Origin of the sequence: Hydrocarboniphaga effusa AP103 (assembly GCF_000271305.1) — a bacterium.
Lineage (GTDB): Bacteria > Pseudomonadota > Gammaproteobacteria > Nevskiales > Nevskiaceae > Hydrocarboniphaga > Hydrocarboniphaga effusa.
Window position 1 is genome coordinate 741,672 of the sequence record NZ_AKGD01000001.1, and the last position, 18,353, is coordinate 760,024.

At 66.8% G+C, this 18,353-nt stretch carries 14 protein-coding genes; 11 read left to right on the top strand and 3 right to left on the bottom strand.

Features of this window, described 5'->3' with window-relative positions; genetic code table 11:
• Positions 1-21 precede the first annotated feature (21 nt).
• Positions 22-2,334 carry a TonB-dependent receptor gene (locus WQQ_RS03300; RefSeq protein WP_007183633.1) on the bottom strand — a complete coding sequence of 771 codons (2,313 nt, stop codon included), beginning with the start codon at positions 2,332-2,334 and terminating at the stop codon, positions 22-24.
• Between the two features lie 152 nt (positions 2,335-2,486).
• Positions 2,487-3,248, bottom strand: coding sequence for a GntR family transcriptional regulator (locus WQQ_RS03305; protein WP_007183634.1), 762 nt, complete (start codon positions 3,246-3,248; stop codon positions 2,487-2,489).
• Between the two features lie 213 nt (positions 3,249-3,461).
• Here WQQ_RS03305 and WQQ_RS03310 point away from each other — a divergent pair, with 213 nt between their 5' ends.
• The 4 genes from WQQ_RS03310 to WQQ_RS03325 are packed head-to-tail and all read left to right on the top strand — an operon-like array spanning position 3,462 to position 8,024.
• Positions 3,462-4,772: a CitMHS family transporter gene (locus tag WQQ_RS03310; RefSeq protein ID WP_237715002.1), complete on the top strand. Its 1,311-nt coding sequence runs from the start codon at positions 3,462-3,464 to the stop codon at positions 4,770-4,772.
• Positions 4,769-5,860 (top strand): AbrB family transcriptional regulator, encoded by a 1,092-nt coding sequence (locus WQQ_RS03315; protein ID WP_007183636.1) that lies wholly within the window; start codon positions 4,769-4,771, stop codon positions 5,858-5,860. The genes WQQ_RS03310 and WQQ_RS03315 overlap by 4 nt, the downstream gene beginning before the upstream one ends.
• The gene (locus WQQ_RS03320; RefSeq protein WP_007183637.1) at positions 5,857-6,864 is read left to right on the top strand and encodes an NADPH:quinone oxidoreductase family protein; all 1,008 of its coding nucleotides are present in this window, start codon (positions 5,857-5,859) and stop codon (positions 6,862-6,864) included. The genes WQQ_RS03315 and WQQ_RS03320 overlap by 4 nt, the downstream gene beginning before the upstream one ends.
• Complete coding sequence (locus WQQ_RS03325) at positions 6,861-8,024, top strand: alpha-hydroxy-acid oxidizing protein (RefSeq protein WP_007183638.1); 1,164 nt, start codon at positions 6,861-6,863, stop codon at positions 8,022-8,024. Before WQQ_RS03320 ends, WQQ_RS03325 begins: the two co-directional genes overlap by 4 nt.
• Positions 8,025-8,051: 27 nt before the next feature.
• Here the strand turns inward: WQQ_RS03325 and WQQ_RS03330 are convergent, their stop codons facing one another.
• The gene (locus WQQ_RS03330; protein WP_007183640.1) at positions 8,052-9,713 is read right to left on the bottom strand and encodes an AMP-binding protein; all 1,662 of its coding nucleotides are present in this window, start codon (positions 9,711-9,713) and stop codon (positions 8,052-8,054) included.
• Between the two features lie 339 nt (positions 9,714-10,052).
• On the opposite strand from WQQ_RS03330, the gene WQQ_RS03335 reads away from it, so the two are divergent.
• The 7 genes from WQQ_RS03335 (at position 10,053) to WQQ_RS03365 (ending at position 18,352) form a co-directional block, all read left to right on the top strand.
• On the top strand, positions 10,053-11,279 hold the full coding sequence (locus WQQ_RS03335) for an acyl-CoA dehydrogenase family protein (protein ID WP_007183641.1): 1,227 nt from the start codon (positions 10,053-10,055) through the stop codon (positions 11,277-11,279).
• A gap of 70 nt (positions 11,280-11,349) precedes the next feature.
• Positions 11,350-12,576 (top strand): TetR/AcrR family transcriptional regulator, encoded by a 1,227-nt coding sequence (locus WQQ_RS03340; protein ID WP_007183642.1) that lies wholly within the window; start codon positions 11,350-11,352, stop codon positions 12,574-12,576.
• 147 nt (positions 12,577-12,723) lie between these two features.
• Positions 12,724-13,641, top strand: coding sequence for an SDR family NAD(P)-dependent oxidoreductase (locus WQQ_RS03345; RefSeq protein ID WP_007183643.1), 918 nt, complete (start codon positions 12,724-12,726; stop codon positions 13,639-13,641).
• A gap of 5 nt (positions 13,642-13,646) precedes the next feature.
• Positions 13,647-14,819: an acetyl-CoA C-acyltransferase gene (locus WQQ_RS03350; RefSeq protein WP_007183644.1), complete on the top strand. Its 1,173-nt coding sequence runs from the start codon at positions 13,647-13,649 to the stop codon at positions 14,817-14,819.
• A 1-nt stretch (position 14,820) separates the two neighbouring features.
• A complete protein-coding gene (locus WQQ_RS03355) occupies positions 14,821-15,282 on the top strand; it encodes a MaoC family dehydratase (protein ID WP_007183645.1) in 462 nt (153 codons plus the stop codon).
• Between the two features lie 7 nt (positions 15,283-15,289).
• Positions 15,290-17,101, top strand: a complete 1,812-nt coding sequence (locus tag WQQ_RS03360; protein WP_007183646.1) for an acyl-CoA dehydrogenase — start codon at positions 15,290-15,292, stop codon at positions 17,099-17,101.
• Positions 17,102-17,143: 42 nt separating this feature from the next.
• Positions 17,144-18,352 (top strand): acyl-CoA dehydrogenase family protein, encoded by a 1,209-nt coding sequence (locus tag WQQ_RS03365; RefSeq protein WP_007183647.1) that lies wholly within the window; start codon positions 17,144-17,146, stop codon positions 18,350-18,352.
• The last annotated feature ends 1 nt before the right edge of the window (position 18,353 follow it).

Consider the following 18,353-nt stretch of genomic DNA (forward strand, 5'->3'; position numbering starts at 1 on the left):
CGAGTGCTACCGGATGGGCCGCTATAGATTCCACGTCAGCGTGACGCCGTAAGTCCGCGGCGGGTTGTATGCGGCGAACGTCGCTCCGAGGAAGGTTCCCTGGAACACGCGCGTGGTTTCGTCCGTCAGGTTCTGGCCCCAGAACGACACCGTCCAATGATCGGACGGGCTGATGTAGATGACGCGCGCATCGACGAAGTGGGTCGGCGGGCGGAACTCCGGGCCGACGTTGGAATCATCGTCGTAGATCTTGCTTTCGTAGCGGTAGTCGGCGGCCAGGCGAACGATCGCTCCGCTCGAAGCCAGCACATCGTACGAAGGCGAAACCACGACCTTGTTTCTCGGCAGTCGCGTCAGGCGATTGCCCGCATAGCTTTCTTCCGGCGAGAAGTCGTACTTGTCGAAGGTACCGTCGGTCCAGGCGTACGTCGTCATCAGGTTCGCACCGGCGAACGGGCGCCAGTTGAAATAGGTTTCGTAGCCCTTGATCGTCGCCGCGCCCGCGTTCTTGGTGACCTTGGTCAGATCGGGCAACACGTTGATGGTCTGCAGATCGGTGTAGTCCATCCAGTAGAGCGTGTTGTTCCAGACCAGCCTGCCGCCGAAGAAGCTGCTCTTCTGGCCGATTTCGTAGTTGGTCGCGTATTCGGGCTTGAAGCTCTGCGAGGCCTCCGCCGCCGCGCCGGGCGTATCGGAAAAGCCACCGCTCTTGAAGCCGCGCGACACCATCGCGTAGAGCAGATGATCCTTGAACGGCTTGAAGTCGCCGCCGACGCGATAGGTCACCGCATCCCAGCTGTCCGACAACTGCAGATCGAAGCGCTCGCTCGCACGGAACAGGTTCGGCCCTTCGGTGTTCGACAGCGCATAGTCCTTTTCATCCTTGGAATAGCGGATGCCGCCGATCACATGCCACATTTCTCCGACCGGAATCGTGACGTCGCCGTAGGCCGCGTAGCTGTCGAGCGTCGCGTCCTGGTGATAGGTCTCGGTGCCCGGGCCGCGGCCGGTGTCGAGGATCAGGGTGTCGCGACGATTGGTGTCGTTGGTGAACGTGAACAGGCCGGCCACCCAGCGGATGCTGCTTTCCGGCAGCGAGGAAAGCCGCAGCTCGTTGCTGTAGAAGTGGCTCTTTTCCGGCGCTCCGCCCGAGATCGCGATGCGATTGGTGCTCGGGTTGCCGCCGTCGAAGTCGTAGCTCTCGCGATAGTCCAGCTCGCGATAGGAGCCGAGGTAGGTCAACGTCGCGAACGACAGATCGAGATCGCCCTGCAGGCGCGAGCCCCAGGTTTCCTTGTTCAAATACCCTTCGAACGAGCCCGCCGTGTAGTTCCGGTTGCGATCGATCGTCCACAACGGCGCATACGGACTGCCGGGGTCGCGATCGACGACATGCTGGCCCGGGCCTGCGGCGCGGCTGCGCGTGCCATCCAGCGAGAACAGCAGGCGCAGGCTGTCCTGCGGGTTGTAGGCCAGCTGCACGCGCAGGCTGCGATCGTCCTGATCGTCCTGGCGGCCGCCGGTGAAGTTGTTCTCGGTATAGCCATCGTGCTGCCGAACCGCACCGGCCACGCGAATCGCCGCCTTGCCGTCGGCAAACGGCACGTTGACGAAGCCGGCATCTTCCGCACGCGCGTAATTGCCGACCGTGACCTGGGCACCCGCGTCGAACTTGGTGAAGTCCGGCTTGCGCGTGATCACGTTGACCGCACCGCCGACCACGTTGCGTCCGTACAAGGTGCCCTGCGGGCCCTTGAGCACTTCGACGCGCTCGACATCGAAGGCATCGAAGGCGACGGCCGCCGGCCTGCCCAGATAGACCTCGTCCAGAAATACCGCGGAACTCGGGTCACCCGCGGCGCCGCGGTCCGACGAGCCGATGCCGCGAACGGCCAGGCGCGGCTGCGAAGACGGAAAAGCGTCGAACACCAGGCCGGGCGTGCGCGTGGCGACGTCCTGCACGGCGACGATGCGCGCCTCGCTGAGCTGCTCGGCGGTGAAGGCCGTGATGGTCACCGGAACGTCCTGCAGCTTCTCCTTGCGGCGCTGCGCGGTGACGACCACCTCTTCGATGCCGCCGTCCGTTCGCGCGTCGCCTGCAGCTTCGGAGGCAGCGGCTTCGTCCGCTTCCGACGTATCGGCGGCGGCCGGGGCTGGAAGGTCCTGCGACGCAGCGTCGGCCGGCGCTGCCGCCTCGGCCTGCGAAACCTGCGGTCCGAGCGGCGCCTCGACCGGCGCTTCTTCGACCGGTGCCTGCGCCTGCGTAGCACTGCTTGCTGCGACGGCGGCCACGGCCACGCTCCAGGCGCAAGCCGCCAGCTTCACTGATTGCATATCCCCTCCAGGATTTATTTCTAGTAATCCCTGGCCGACACCAGGGGTGGAGAAGAATAGGCAAAATGAATCCGTAGTGTCAACGGATTGGATTCAATTCGTGGTATGTTTGAATTATGTTCTCCGCGAGACTCCCGCAGGCGGTCGGCTCGTCACCGGACGGTGGCGAGCGAGTGCACGCGTCTCTTGGTGGCAATGACGTGCTCGAACATGATTTTTTCGGCGCTTTCGGCATCGCCCTTGCGCATCGCCTCGATCAATTGCTCATGCTCGGCCTGCGATTTGATGATGTGCTCGGGCGTGACTTTGGGAACCTGGCGCGCGCGCTGCGGAACGTGCATCGCCACGCTCGGGCAAACCCGCACGACGTCGCCGAAGACCGGATAGATCAGCGTCATGCGCACGGCGTTCCGGAGCACCGAGTTGTGGCCGACGTGATAGATGGAACGATGGAACGCCCAGTTGAGGTTGTACCAGTCGAACTCGATCTGCTCCGACCAGTCGCCGCGATCGACGATCTCGCGCGCCTGGGCGACGATGCGGCTCAGGCGATCGAGCACCGCTTCGTCCAGGCCGTGATCCGCGCACAGGCGGCAGGCCAGGCTTTCGAGCCGCGCGCGCACTTCGATCGAATCGAGCACGTCGCCGATGGTCACCCCGCGCACGGTGTAGCCGCGGTTGACGCTGTACATCACCAGGCCTTCGGCCGACAGCACCGCGAGCGCGCTGCGCACCGGCGTTCTCGATACTTCGAGTTCGTCCGCGAGGCCTTCGGCGCGCAGCCGCGTTCCCGGTGCGATCTGGCCCGTCACGATCATTTCGCGCAGCCGCACGAGCACCGTATGCGTCGCGGGCTCGGTGTGCTGCGGGTCCGCCAGGGCGGCATGATCGAGCGGTTCAGCCTTTTTCTTCATTCCTACCGAACTCCTGTCCTTGTCTCGCATCTGAACGCGCCGTCCGCCCTCACGGTGAACGCAGCGCGTGGCGTCATTTTCCATAACCCATAGCGGGCGATCGGACGTATCGATCAAGCCCGCAGTGCTCGCTCGTTTCTGGAGGAAACTCGCTTGAACATGATTGCGCCACTGAATCCCGCGCTGGTCGGGACTCTGATGATCGTCACCTTCATGACGCTCATCATAACCAAGAGAATGTCGGCCATTGCCGCACTGATCGCCGTGCCGATCGTTTTCGGGATCATCGCGGGCGCGGGTCCGGGCCTGGGCGCGATGATGATCGACGGCGTGCTCAAGGTGGCGCCGACGACTTTGATGCTGGCCTTCGCGGTGCTCTACTTCGCGGTGATGATGGACGCGGGGCTCTTCGAACCGCTGGTGCGCCGGGTGCTCGCGCTGGTCGGCACCGATCCGATGCGCATCAGCCTCGGCACCGCGCTGCTGACCATGATCGTCTCGATCGACGGTGACGGCACCACCACCGCGCTGATCATCATCGGCGCGTTCCTGCCCGTGTACCGGCGCGTCGGCATGAACCCGCTGATACTCGCCACGCTGCTCGGGCTCGGCAATTCACTGATGAACTTCGTCCCCTGGGGCGGGCCGTCCGCACGCGCCGCGAGCGCGGTGCATGCCGAGGTGCTCAGCGTATTCCTGCCGCTGCTGCCGGCGATGATCATCGGGCTGATCGCGGTTCTCGGAATCGCCTGGCTGATGGGCCGCTCCGAACGCGCGCGGCTCGCGCTAACTCCGTTCGGCGCGACGGCGGGCGTGATGCAGGCCGACATCGCCGCTCACGAGCCGTCGGATCCGGAGCTCGCAGCGAAACGCAGGCCGAAGCTGTTCTGGTTCAACCTGCTGCTGACGCTCGCGCTCGTCGGCGGGCTGATCTCGGGAATCGCGCCGCTGCCCGTGCTGATGATGGGCGCTTTCGCGATCGGCATCACCGTCAACTATCCGCGCATGAAGGATCAGCGCGAACGGTTCGCCGCGCATTCCGACAACGTGGCCAACGTCGTCGTGCTGCTGTTCGCGGCGGGCGCGTTCACCGGCATCCTCAACGGCAGCGGCATGGCCGACGCGATGGCGACTGCGGCGCTGTCGGTGATCCCTCACGACGTCGGCCGCTATCTCGCGCCGATCACCGCGATCGCGAGCATGCCCCTGACCTTCGTGATGTCGAACGATGCCTACTACTTCGGCGTGGTGCCGGTGATCGCACGCACGGCGGCGGAATTCGGCATCGCACCCGACGCGATCGCACGCGCCTCGCTGCTCGGCCAGCCAGTGCATTCGCTGAGCCCCTTGCTCGCCCCGATCTACCTGGCCTGCGGGCTGCTCGGCGTCGATGTCGCCGATACCCAGCGCTTCGCACTCAAGTGGGCCGTGGAAATCTGCCTGGTGACACTGCTGGCCGCATTGCTGACCGGCGGCGTTCCGCTGGCGGGTACCGGCGTGCCGCTGCCAGCCGCAGCGCCATGAGCGCGCGCCGCAGGACCGCGGCCTGGCTGCTGCTGGCCGTCGGATCGGTTGGCGTCGCGGCGCTCATGCGCGCGCTGCATGTGCCCGCGGCCTTCATGCTGGGCCCGATGCTCGCCGCGATCGTCGTCGCCTTGAGTGGCGCCGGCATCCGGCTGCACAAGAACTATTCGCTCGGCGCCCAGGCCGTCATGGGCTGCCTGATCGCGCACCTGATCAACCCCGCATTGCTGGCGGTGTTTTCGGCGCACTGGTTCACGCTGATCGTGATCAACGTCGCGGCCATGCTGCTGATCGCAGCCCTCGGCCTGCTGATCACGTCTCGCCGCTGGCTGCCCGACACGTCCGCGATCTGGGGGCTTTCTCCGGGCGCCGCGTCGGCGATGGTGCTGCTCGCCGACGACTACGGCTCCGACCCGCGCATCGTCGCGATGATGCAGTACTCGCGCATCGTGCTGGTCTCGATGGCCGCCATCGCCATCGCATCGGGCCTGGATCATTCGCATGGCGCTTCGACGGCGGTTCCGGGCGTGCTGCAGGACACCTGGTTCCCGCCGATCGCCACCACCGCCCTGCTTCAAACCCTGGCCCTCGCGCTCGCGGGTTATGCGGCCAGCAAGCTGACCGGCAAAGGCAACCTCGCGCTGTTCCTGCCCGCGTTCGCGGGCGCGCTGCTGCAAGGCACCGGCCTGATCGACATCGAGGTGCCGCCGTTGGCCTCGACGCTCGCCTTCGGCCTGACCGGCTGGTACGTGGGCCTGACGTTCACGCGCGAATCCGCGCTGCATTGCCTGCGCCTGCTGCCGCGCATGCTGATCGCCATCATCACTCTGATCTCGATCTGCGGCCTGCTGTCATTGCTGCTGGCGCAGCTGGTTCCGGACACCAACCTGCTGACCGCCTACCTGGCCTTGAGTCCGGGCGGAATCGATACCGCGGTGATGATCGCCAGCGGGGCCAGCGTGTACCTGCCGCTGGTGCTGGCCTCGCAGTTCGTGCGCCTGGTCATCGTGCTGTCGGCCGCGCCTTCGCTCGCCAAAGCCGCCGCGAGCCTGCACTCTGCGCGCAGGCCGCAAGAGACCACGAGATGAAAGCCCTGCTCTGCAAGTCCTGGGGAGACCCCGAAACCCTGGTTCTGGAAGAAACCGCGACGCCCGCTCCGGGCGATCATCAGGTGCTGGTTCGCGTGCACGCCGCGGGCGTCAACTTTCCGGACACCCTGATCATTCGCAACCTCTATCAGTTCAAACCCGAGCTGCCGTTTTCGCCGGGCGGGGAATGCGCCGGCGTGGTCGAGGCGGTGGGCGCGAAGGTCGGCCACCTCAAGGCCGGAGACCGGGTCATCGCGTTCACCGGCTGGGGCTCGTTCGCCGAGTTCGTCCTGGCCGACGCGAAGGCGCTGATGCCACTGCCGGCCGGGCTCGACGACGAAACCGCCGCCGCATTCGTGATGACCTATGGCACCTCGTATCACGCGCTCGCCGATCGCGCGGCGCTCCAGCCCGGCGAAACCCTGCTCGTGCTCGGCGCCGCGGGCGGCGTCGGCCTGGCCGCGGTGGAAATCGGCAAGGCCCTGGGCGCGCGCGTGATCGCCGCGGCTTCGTCGGCCGACAAGCTCGCGACCTGCCGCGAGCACGGCGCGGACGAGCTCATCGACTACAGCCGCGAAGACCTGCGCGACAGACTCAAGGCGCTCACCGGCGGACGCGGCGTCGACGTCGTCTACGATCCGGTCGGCGGCGCCTACACCGAAGCCGCGCTGCGCAGCTGCGCCTGGCGCGGCCGCCTGCTGGTGGTGGGCTTCGCCAATGGCGACATTCCACGCCTGCCCGCGAATCTCGCGCTGCTCAAGGGATGCAGCATCGTCGGCGTGTTCTGGGGCGACTACACCCAGCGCGAACCCGAACGCGCCCAGCGTGATCTCGAAACCCTGCTCTCGTGGATGCAGCAGGGCCGGATCCGTCCGCACATCGGCAGGCGCTATCCGCTCGAACGGGGCGGCGACGCGATCCGCGCCTTGATGAACCGCGAGGTCGTGGGCAAGGTCGTCGTCACCATCGCGCAGGCCGATCGGCCCGCCGGAGCATCTCGATGAACAATCACTTCGGCGACTATCAGAACGCGATCTACCTCGCCGGTCTCGGCGGCGTGCTGCCGAAGTATCCGGTCGACTTCGCGACGCTCAAGGCGCGCGCCGAAGCGGCGATGCCGCCCGCCATCCTCCACTACGTGCAAGGCGGTTGCGGCGACGAGTACACGCAGGATCGCAACGCCCTCGCCTTCCACGACTGGGGCATGGTGCCGCGCATGCTCGTCGATACCAGCCAGCGCGATCTGTCGATCGAGCTGTTCGGCAGCAAGCTGCCTTCGCCGCTGTTCATGAGCCCGATCGGTGTGACCGGCCTCTGCACGCAGGACGGACACGGCGATCTCGCGGCGGCGCGCGCCTCGGCGCAGACCGGCGTGCCGCTCACCGTCTCCACGCTGACCAACGATCCGCTCGAAGACATCATCGCGGCCACTGGCGACACGCCGGCCTACTTCCAGCTCTACACCCCGAAAAATCACGAACTCGCCGCCAGTCTCGTGCGGCGCGCGGAGAACGCCGGCTACAAAGCGATCGTGGTGACGCTGGACACCTGGGTCACCGGATGGCGGCCGCGCGATCTGAACAACGCCAACTTCCCGCAGCTGCGCGGGCACGTGCTGCAGAACTACTTCACCGACCCGGTGTTCCGCGAACTGCTCGGCGCCGATCCAGCCAGCGACCTGCGGGCGGCGGTGCTGCTCTGGGTCAGCCTGTTCGGCAAGGTTCTGACCTGGAACGATCTCGACTGGCTGCGCAGCCTGACGCGGCTGCCGATCGTGCTCAAGGGCATCTGCCATCCCGACGATGCGCGTCGCGCCGTCGATGCGGGTATCGATGCGATCTATTGCTCCAATCACGGCGGACGCCAGGCCAATGGAGGCATCGCCGCGATCGACCTGCTGCCCGCGGTCGTCGATGCGGCCGGCGCTACGCCGGTGCTGTTCGATTCCGGCGTGCGCTCGGGCTCCGACGTCGTCAAGGCGCTCGCACTCGGCGCGACCGCCGTCGGCATCGGCCGCCCTTACGCCTATGGACTCGCGCTCGGCGGAGCCGAAGCGGCGGCCCACGTGCTGCGCTCGATCCTCGCCGAGGCCGACCTCATGATGGCCGTCAACGGCTATCCGACGATCGCCGACGTCCGCAGCGCCGGAGCGAGCCGGCGCTGAATCGTTCGCCCGCTCGCGCGTCGCGGTTCACGGCGCCGCCTGGGCTGCTGGTGCGGAAGCGCGCAGATCCTTGCGCAGGATCTTGCCGACGTTGCTCTTGGGCAGCGCGTCGATGAACTCGATGGACTTGGGCCGCTTGTAGGCGGTCAAACGCTCGCTGCAGAACGCCAGCAGATCGGCAGCACTCAAGCCGGCATCGCGCCTGACCACGAACAGCTTCACGGCCTCGCCGGTACGCTCGTCCGCCACCCCGATCACCGCGCATTCGAGTACACCCGGATGGCCGGCGACCACCGCTTCGATCTCGTTCGGAAACACGTTGAAGCCCGAGACGATGATCATGTCCTTCTTGCGATCGATCAGCTTGATGTAGCCCTGCTCGTCGATGACGCCGATGTCGCCGGTGCGCAGAAAGCCGTCGTCGGTCATGACTTTCACCGTCTCGCCCGGACGCAGCCAGTAGCCGGCCATCACCTGCGGGCCGCGCACGGCGATTTCGCCGCTCGCGCCGGCCGGCAGCGCCTTGCCGTCGTCGTCGAGAATGCGGATCTCCACGCTCGGCATCGGCAAGCCGATGTTGCCCGTGAAGACTTCCGAATCGGTGCGGTTGCAGGTGACGCCGGAACTGGTTTCCGACAAGCCGTAGCCTTCCACGATCGGGCAGCCGGTGATGGCGAGCCAGCGACGGGCGACGGCTTCCTGCACCGCGCTGCCGCCGCCGTTGCTCAGGCACAGCTCGCTGAAATCACAACGCAGAAATTCGGGCTGATGAAGCAGCGCTGCGAAAAGCGTATTGACCGCCGGGAAATTGTGGATGCGGTATCGCTTGAACGCATCGACGACCGCCGCGATGTTGCGCGGGTCCGGCAGCAGGATATTGACGGCCCCGATGCGAGCCCCGAGCAGGCCGCAGCTGATGAATGCGAACACGTGATAGAGCGGAAGCGCGCACAGGATCGTGTACTGCCCGGTGATCGGACGCCGATGCAGGCCCGGCTGCATCCAGGCCTCGGAGGCCAGCAGGTTGGCGACGATCGTCTCGTGCAGCAGCACCGCGCCCTTGCTGACACCCGTGGTGCCGCCGGTGTACTGCAGCAAGGCGATATCCGCGGCATCGATAGCGGGGGCCCTGAACGCCAGGCCGGCACCGTCGCCGAGCGCCTGATCGAAGCGCGTGGTCCGCCCATCTTGCAGCCCCGCGGCAGCGCGCTCCGGGCTTCCGGCCAGCGTGTCGCTCAGCGAGGCGAGCAGCACGTGCTCGATCTGCGTCTCGCCGACGATCGACTCCAGCGTCGCGAGATGACGATCGAACATCACGACCGCCCGCGCTCCGGAATCCTTGAGTTGATGCGCGAGCTCGCGCGCCGTGTAGAGCGGATTGACGTTGACGAGCACGCAACCCGCCCGCAGCACCGCGGCCACCGTGACCGGATACTGCAGGATGTTGGGCATCATGACCGCCACGCGATCGCCCTGCGCCAGTCCGCGCGACTGCAGCCAGGCCGCGAGCGCGCGCGAAAGCCGGTCGACATCGGCATAGCGCAGCTCCTTGCCCATGCAGGCGTAGGCCTTGCGCTCCGAATAGCGAGCGAAGCTCTCCTCGAGCAGGGCGACCACCGACGAATAGGCGTTCGGATCGATGGTGGCCGGTACTCCGGGCGGATAACTGGCAATCCAGGGATGGGTCATGGACGAGCGATTCGAGGAAAGAAAGCAACGCCGCGACCATCGATCCGGTGCGACCGATTTTCCGCGCGTCATCCGCGCATGCTGAGGCATCGCCCGCGCCACGGCTTGTCCGACGGCGACAGCCTGTTGCCTTCGGGCGACAGCAATACGCTGGCCGGGTCTGCCGTCCCGAGACGGCAAGCTGTCGCCAGCAGCAAAGCTTGCCGGCCTGCGCTGCTGCATCATGACGGACGCGCGTCTCCAAGCTGAGCCGCGCGCACCGCCTCAACGGCTGGATCGTCCACGCGGCGACGCTGTCGCGAGCGCGCACATGACACGCCGTGATCGACAGGAGACGAGATGAATTTCACGCACAGCGACAAGATCATCGAGCTGCAGCGACGACTCACGGCTTTCATGGAGGCGCACGTCTATCCGAACGAGCACGCGTTTCACGACGAAGTCGAAACCAACCGCGTGCACGGCGATCCGTGGCAACCGACTCGCGTGATCGAGGCACTCAAGCTCAAGGCGCGCGCCGAGGGTTTGTGGAATCTGTTCCTGCCCGATTCCGGGCACGGCGCCGGCCTGAGCAATCTCGAATACGCGCCGCTCTGCGAGATCATGGGCCGATCGGAACTCGCACCCGAAGTGTTCAACTGCAACGCTCCGGACACCGGCAACATGGAGGTGCTCGCGCGCTACGGCACGCCGGATCAGCAAGAGCGCTGGCTCAAGCCCCTGCTGGCCGGCGAGATCCGCTCGGGCTTCGCGATGACCGAGCCCGACGTCGCCTCGAGCGACGCCACCAACATCCGCGCGAGCATCGTGCGCGATGGCGACGACTACGTGATCGATGGCCGCAAGTGGTGGACCTCCGGCGCCGGCGATCCACGCTGCAAAATTCTGATCTTCATGGGCCGCAGCAATCCCGATGCGGCCCGGCACGCGCAGCAGTCGATGATCCTGGTGCCGGTCGACACGGCCGGCGTGACCATCGAGCGGACGCTATCGGTGTTCGGCTACGACCACGCGCCGCACGGCCATGCCGAGATCAGCTTCGACAAGGTTCGCGTTCCGGCTTCGAACATCCTGCTCGGCGAAGGCCGCGGCTTCGAGATCGCGCAAGGCCGTCTGGGCCCCGGACGCATCCACCATTGCATGCGGCTGATCGGACTCGCCGAGCGTGCGCTCGAACTGATGTGCAAGCGCGCGAACGAGCGCGTCGCGTTCGGACGCCGCATCGCCGAACAATCCGTGACGCTGGAGCGCATCGCCGAATCGCGCATCGTGATCGATCAGGCGCGCCTGCTCGTGCTCAACGCGGCCTACATGATGGACAGCGTCGGCAACCGCGGGGCCAGGCAGCAGATCGCGATGATCAAGGTGGCCGTTCCGGCGATGGCCTGCCAGGTGATCGACTGGGCCATCCAGCTGCACGGTGCAGCCGGTGTCTCGTCGGACTTTCCGCTCGCGGCCGCCTATGCGCATGCGCGAACCCTGAAGCTCGCCGACGGCCCCGACGAAGTGCATCGCAACCAGATCGGCCAGCTCGAGCTGGCGCGTCACAGCCTCGCAAGGCACTGAGCCCGGACCGCGATGCGCAGAGCGCGGCGGAGTTCTGCACAATGACGCAGTTCCTCCCGCTCCAGCTTCGATGCCGAACCCCGCGTCCGCCCGCAAACCCCGCCAGAGCCGCTCGCGCGCGACACGCCAGAAGATCACCGAGGCGGTGATCGCGCTGCTCGGTGAGCACGGCGAAGCCGCGGTGACGCATCGGGCGATCGCCAAGCGGGCCGGTGTTTCGCTGGCCGCGACCACCTACTACTACGACTCGCGCACCGCCCTGCTCGCAGACGCGTCGCAGGCCTTGCTCGATCGCTACGTCGCCCAGTTCAAGGACTTCGTCGATCGGCATCGCCACGATGCTCCGGCACCGGACAATCTGCGCAGGCTGATGCTTCGCGTGATCGACAACGCCACTTCGCGCGACCGGCAGCAAACCATCGCCTGGGCCGAGATCATGGTGTTCTGCAGCCGGCATGCGGACACGCGCGAACTCGCGGCGACCTGGTACTCCACGCTCTACGAAGTCTGGTCGCAGATCCTGGCGCTGATGGGCGAAACGCCCGATCGCGTTCGGCTGCGCGTGCTGATCGACCAGATCGTCGGATTGCTGTTCCTGATGCTGCCGCTGCATTGGAAAGCCGAAGACGTGCGCGCGCGGCTCGAGCTCCAGCCGCGCGCCAAGCCGGCATCGCGCACGGGTCGCAAGCGAGCGATCGAGCCCGCGATACCGGCCGAGAATGCGCGCAACCGCATCGTCGAGGCCGCCATCCGATTGCTCGCGCGCGAAGGCAGCGCCGCGGTGACGGGCCGGGCCGTCGCCGCCGAAGCCGGGGTCGCGCCCGCACTGCCGGCCTACCACTTCAAGCCGCTCGATTCGCTGATGTCGGCCGCGCGCGAACGCCTGTACGAACGCGAGAAAGCGCGCTACCGCGAAGCACGGACGAGCGTCGATCCCAGCGAGCTCACGCCCGGCCGCCTCGCCGACCTGACCACCGCCATCCTGCTGCGTGAGGTGACCCAGTACGGCGACCTGAACCTGGCCAGCCTGTCGGTCGAAGCGGAAGCGACGCGGGAGAGCCGCCTGCGCCCGATGGTGGAACATTGGGTCAACGATCAGATCGAAGCCTGGAGCCGGCAGTTCGAGCGGCTCGGTTACGCGGGTGCGCCGAGCGCCGCCCTGCTCTCGGCGAGCCTGTTCACCGGGGCGCGCATCCGCCTGCTGTCCACCGGCAGCGCGGTCTCCGATCTCGCCGAAGTTCGCGAAACTTTCGACTACGCCTTCGCCACCCTGCGGGACTCGCGAAACCCCCTCTGAACCGGCCCGGCGCCGCCGAGCGCGTTTTCTTTCGACTCGATCTTTAATTGGTACTAATGACTAAATTCATGCCATCATGATCGAAGGCGACTGACCGGACCATCTCCGGACGTCGCCCCCATCTCGAACCACAATGAGGAGAAGCGCATGGCGCTTGATTTGAACGGACGCGTCGCCATCGTGACCGGCGCCGGCGGCGGGCTGGGGCGCGAACATGCCTTGCTGCTGGCCAAACTCGGCGCCCTGATCGTCGTCAACGATCTCGGCGGCGATGTGCGCGGCGAAGGCGGATCCGCGACGGCGGCACAGCGTGTCGCCGACGAGATCGTCGCGGCCGGCGGCCAGGCGATCGCCAACGGAGCCTCCGTGACCGATTTCGTACAGGTGCAGAAAATGGTCACCGAGACCGTCGAGCGCTGGGGGCGTGTCGACATCCTCGTCAACAACGCCGGCATCCTGCGCGACAAGAGCTTCGCCAAGATGGATCTCGCCGACTTCCGGCTCGTCGTCGACGTGCATCTGATGGGCGCGGTGAACTGCAGCAAGGCGGTCTGGGATCTGATGCGCGCGCAGAACTACGGGCGCATCGTCATGACCACGTCGTCGTCCGGGCTCTACGGCAACTTCGGGCAATCCAACTACAGCGCGGCGAAGCTCGCGCTGGTCGGGCTCATGCAGACGCTCGCGCTCGAAGGCGCCAAGAACAACATCCGCGTCAACTGCCTCGCGCCGACCGCCGGAACCCGCATGCTCGAAGGCCTGATGCCGGCCGATCAGCTCGCGGCGCTGCATCCTTCGGCGGTCGCGCCCGGCGTCGCCGCACTGGTCGGCGACGACGCACCGACGCGCATGATCCTTTGCGCGGGCGCCGGCAGCTTCGAAGCCGCGCACATCACCCTCACCCAGGGCATTCACCTCGGCACCGGCGAAGACGTCGCTCGGCAGCTGTCGGAGCGGCTTGCCGAAGTCGCCGATCGCAGCGACGAAACCGTGCCGGGCAGCGGCTGGGAGCAAGGCGCGCGCGAATTGCAGAAGGCCGGCTTTTCGCCGGCGAAACCGGAGTGATCGCCATGCGCGAAGCCCTCATCGTCTCCACCGCGCGCACGCCGATCGGGCGCGCCTATCGCGGCGCCTTCAACGCCACGCCCTCGCCGACGCTGGCCGCACATGCCCTGCGCGCCGCGGTCGGGCGCTCCGGCATCGATCCGGCCGAGCTCGACGACTGCATCCTCGGCTGCTCGCTGCCGCAGGGCGTGCAGCAGACCATCGGCCGCCAGGCTGCGCTGCGCGCCGGATTTCCGGTGACCGTCGCCGGCATGACCATGGATCGCCAGTGTTCGTCGGGCCTCATGACGATCGCCACGGCCGCCAAGCAGATCGTGGTCGATCGCATGGACATCTGCGTCGCCGGTGGCGTCGAATCGATCTCGCTCGTGCAGACCGCCGAACTGCGCGTCGGCGTCGATCCCGAACTGCAGGCGATGCATGACGACGCCTACATGGCGATGCTCGATACCGCCGAAACGGTGGCCGCGCGCTATCGCATCGGCCGCGAAGCGCAGGATTCGTACGCGCTGCAATCGCAGCAGCGCACCGCGGCCGCGCAGGCCGCCGGCCGTTTCGACGCCGAGATCGTTCCGGTCGACGCGACGATGAACGTCACCGACAAGGCCTCCGGTGCGGTCACGCAGCGGGCGATCAGGCTGGCGAAGGACGAAGGCAACCGCGCCGACACCACGCTCGAAGGGCTCGCCTCGCTCAAGGCCGTGCGCAGCAACGGCACGATCACCGCCGGCAACGCAAGCCAGCTGTCGGACGGCGCCTCGGCGGTCGTGCTGATGGAGGCGCGCGAAGCCGCGAGGCGCGGCCTGGCGCCGCTCGGACGCTACGTCGGCATGGCGGTGGCGGGCACCAAGCCCGACGAAATGGGCATCGGCCCGGTGTTCGCCGTTCCCAAGCTGCTGTCGCGCTTCGGCCTGAGCGTCGGCGACATCGGCCTGTGGGAGCTCAACGAGGCCTTCGCCGTGCAGGTGCTGTATTGCCGCGACCGGCTCGGCATTCCGGACGAGCTGCTCAACGTCAACGGCGGCGCCATTTCGATCGGCCACCCGTATGGCATGTCGGGCGCGCGCATGGTCGGGCACGCGCTCATCGAAGGCAAGCGGCGCGGCGCACGCTACGTGGTGGTGACGATGTGCGTCGGCGGTGGCATGGGCGCGGCGGGTCTGTTCGAGGTGCTTTGAGATGCCCGCTCCGAGCTTGTCTGTAGATGCCTATCGCGCACTCGCAGGGAGCGCGCTCGGTCATTCGAGTTGGTATCGGCTCGATCAGGCGCGCATCCAGGCCTTCGCCGATACCACCGAAGACTGGCAGGCGATCCACATCGACGAAGCCTCCGCTGCGCAGGGGCCGTTCGGAGCGACGATCGCGCATGGCTTTCTGACGCTGTCGATGCTGTCGGCGATGGCGGCCGAAGTGTTGCCGCGGATCGAAGGCAACACGCGCTCGATCAACTACGGCTTCAACAGCCTGCGCTTCATTTCGCCGGTGCGCAGCGGGCGTCGCGTGCGTGCGCTGTTCGAGCTCAGGGCCGTCGAACAGCGCGCCTCGGGCGCCATCCAATCGACGCTCGGCGTGAGCGTGGAGATCGAAGGCGAGAGCAAGCCCGCGCTCGTCGCCGAATGGATCACGCTGTCGCAGCACTGAGGTCGCAATGAGCCATCTGATCCTGTCGCGCCGCGACATCGATTTCCTGCTGTTCGACTGGCTGCGCGCCGACGCGCTCGCCGAGCGTCCGCAGTTCGCCGGGCACGATCGCGACACCTGGAGCGCGATCCTCGACGTCTACGAAAAGCTCGCGGTGGAGCGCTTCGCCCCGCACAACAAGAAGAACGACAGCCACGAGCCGCACTTCGACGGCGAGCGCGTGAGCATCAACGTGGAAGTCGGCGAAGCGCTGCGCGCGTTTTCCACCGCGGGGTTGATGGCCGCCGGCATGCCGGCCGAAGTCGGTGGACTGGGCTTGCCCGGCTGCATCGAGCGCGCCGGCTTCGCGTTCCTGACGGCGGCCAACGCCGGCTCGGTCGCCTACGCGATGCTGACGATCGCCAACGCGAACCTGCTGATCGCGCACGCTTCGCCCGGCATCGTGGCGCGCTACGTGCAGCCGATGGCCGAGGGCCGCTACTTCGGCACCATGTGCCTGTCCGAGCCGCAGGCCGGATCGAGCCTCGCCGACATCCGCACGCGCGCGGTCCCGCAGCAGGACGGACGCTATCGCCTGTTCGGCAACAAGATGTGGATCTCCGGCGGCGATCACGACATCAGCGAGAACATCGTGCACCTGGTGCTCGCCAAGATTCCGCGCGAAGACGGCAGCTTGCCCGCCGGCGTGCAGGGCATTTCGCTGTTCGCGGTGCCGCGCCGGCTCGTCGACCACGAGGGCAGACTCGGCGAGCGCAACGACGTGGTGCTCGCCGGACTCAATCACAAGATGGGCTATCGCGGCACCGTCAATTGCCTGCTCAATTTCGGCGAAGGCCGGCATCGCCCCGAAGCCGATGCCGGCGCGATCGGCGAGATCGTCGGCGAACCCGGCCAGGGCCTCGCCTACATGTTTCACATGATGAACGAGGCGCGCATCGCGGTCGGGCTCGGCGCCGCAGCGCTCGGCTACACCGGCTATCTGCATGCGCTCGACTACGCACGCACGCGCACGCAAGGTCGCCGTCGCTCGGAGCGTGATCCGGCGAGCCCACCGATCGCGCTCGTCGAGCACGCCGACGTGCGTCGCATGCTGCTCGCGCAGAAGGCTTATGTCTCGGGCGCGCTCGCGCTGTGCCTGTATGCAGCCAGGCTCAGCGACGACGCGCATTCATTGCCCGACGAGACCGGTCGCCGCGACAGCCATCTGCTGCTCGATCTGCTCACGCCGATCGTCAAGAGCTGGCCTTCGCAATGGGGGCTCGCGGCCAACGATCTCGCGATCCAGATTCACGGCGGCTACGGCTATACGCGCGAATACAACGTCGAGCAGCACTATCGCGACAACCGGCTCAATCCGATCCACGAAGGCACCTTCGGCATCCAGGCGCTCGACCTGCTCGGCCGCAAGATCGGCCAGGCCAAGGGCGCGGGTCTCGAACTGTTGTCGGGCCGCATCGCCGCGACCATCGAGCGAGCCCGACCGCAAGCACCACTGGCGCGACACGCCGCCGCGCTGGACGCCGCCTGGCATCGCCTGCGATCCGTCACCGCCTCGCTGCAGTCGCTCGCCGATGCCGAACTCCGGCTCGCGAACGCGGCGGCTTATCTGGAAGCCTTCGGCCATGTCGTCGTGGCCTGGCTGTGGCTCGACCAGGCCGTCGCGGTGAACGCGGCGAACACGGACGACGATTTCGCGCGCGGCAAGCGCGCCGCCTGCGATTACTTCTTCGGCTGGGAGCTGCCCAAGCTCGAAGCCTGGCTCGGCGTGCTGCATCCGGTCGAGCGCACGCCGCTCGACACCGATGCCCGCTGGCTCTGACGCGCGCTGGCCACCGCCCCATCACATCGAAACGGAAACCTCATGGACCTGAACTTCAGCGCCGACGAAGAAACCTTTCGCCTCGAAGTCCGGCAATTTCTCGCAAGGCATCTGCCGGCGGACATCCGCGATCGCCAACGCCTCGGCAAGCGCTACCTCGCCGAAGACACGATTCGCTGGCAGAAGATCCTGCACGCGCAAGGCTGGGGCGCACCGACCTGGCCGACCGCCTTCGGCGGCATGGGCTGGACGCCCGTGCAGCAGTACATCTTCGACGAAGAGCGCGCCGCCGCCGGTGCTCCGGGGCAGCTGCCGTTCTCGTTCAAGATGCTCGCCCCGGTGCTGATGGCCTTCGGCAGCCCGGCGCAGCAGCAGTACTTCCTGCCGCGCATCATGGCCGCCGAAGACTGGTGGTGCCAGGGTTATTCGGAGCCGGGCTCGGGCTCCGATCTCGCTTCGCTGAAAACCACGGCGCGCCGCGAAGGCGATCACTACGTCGTCAACGGGCAGAAGACCTGGACCACGCTCGGCCAGTTCGCGAACTGGATCTTCTGCCTCGTCCGCACCAACGGCGAGGTGCGCGCCCAGCAGGGCATTTCGTTCCTGCTGATCGACATGGCGACGCCCGGCATCACGGTGCGGCCGATCGTGATGCTCGACGGCGAGCATGAGATCAACGAAGTCTGGTTCGAGAACGTGCGCGTGCCGGTCGACAATCTCGTCGGCGAAGAGAACAAGGGCTGGACCTACGCCAAGTTCCTGCTCGGCCACGAGCGCACCAACATCGCCGGCATCGGCGATTCGAAGGCCGCGCTGCGCAAGCTCAAGAAGATCGCGAGCCAGGAGCGCGCCGGTGGTCGGCCGCTGATCGAGAACGCTCGCTTTCGCGATCGCATCGCACAGGTCGAACTCGAGCTGATGGCGCTCGAGATCACCAATCTGCGCGCCCTCTGCGCGGATGCGCACGATCGCGCTTCGGGCATCCAGGCCTCGATCCTCAAGGTCAAGGGCTCGGAGATCCAGCAGGCCATCGCCGAGCTGCAGATGCAGGCGCTCGGCCCCTACGCGGTGCCGCATCTGCCCGAGGCGCTCGACGCGCAATGGCGGGCCGATCCGCTCATGCAACAAGCCTATGCGGACTACGCCCCGGCGCTGACCGGGCATTACTTAAACCTGCGCAAGACCTCGATCTACGCTGGCTCCAACGAGATCCAGAAGAACATCATCGCGCAGCTCACGCTCGGCAGCTGAG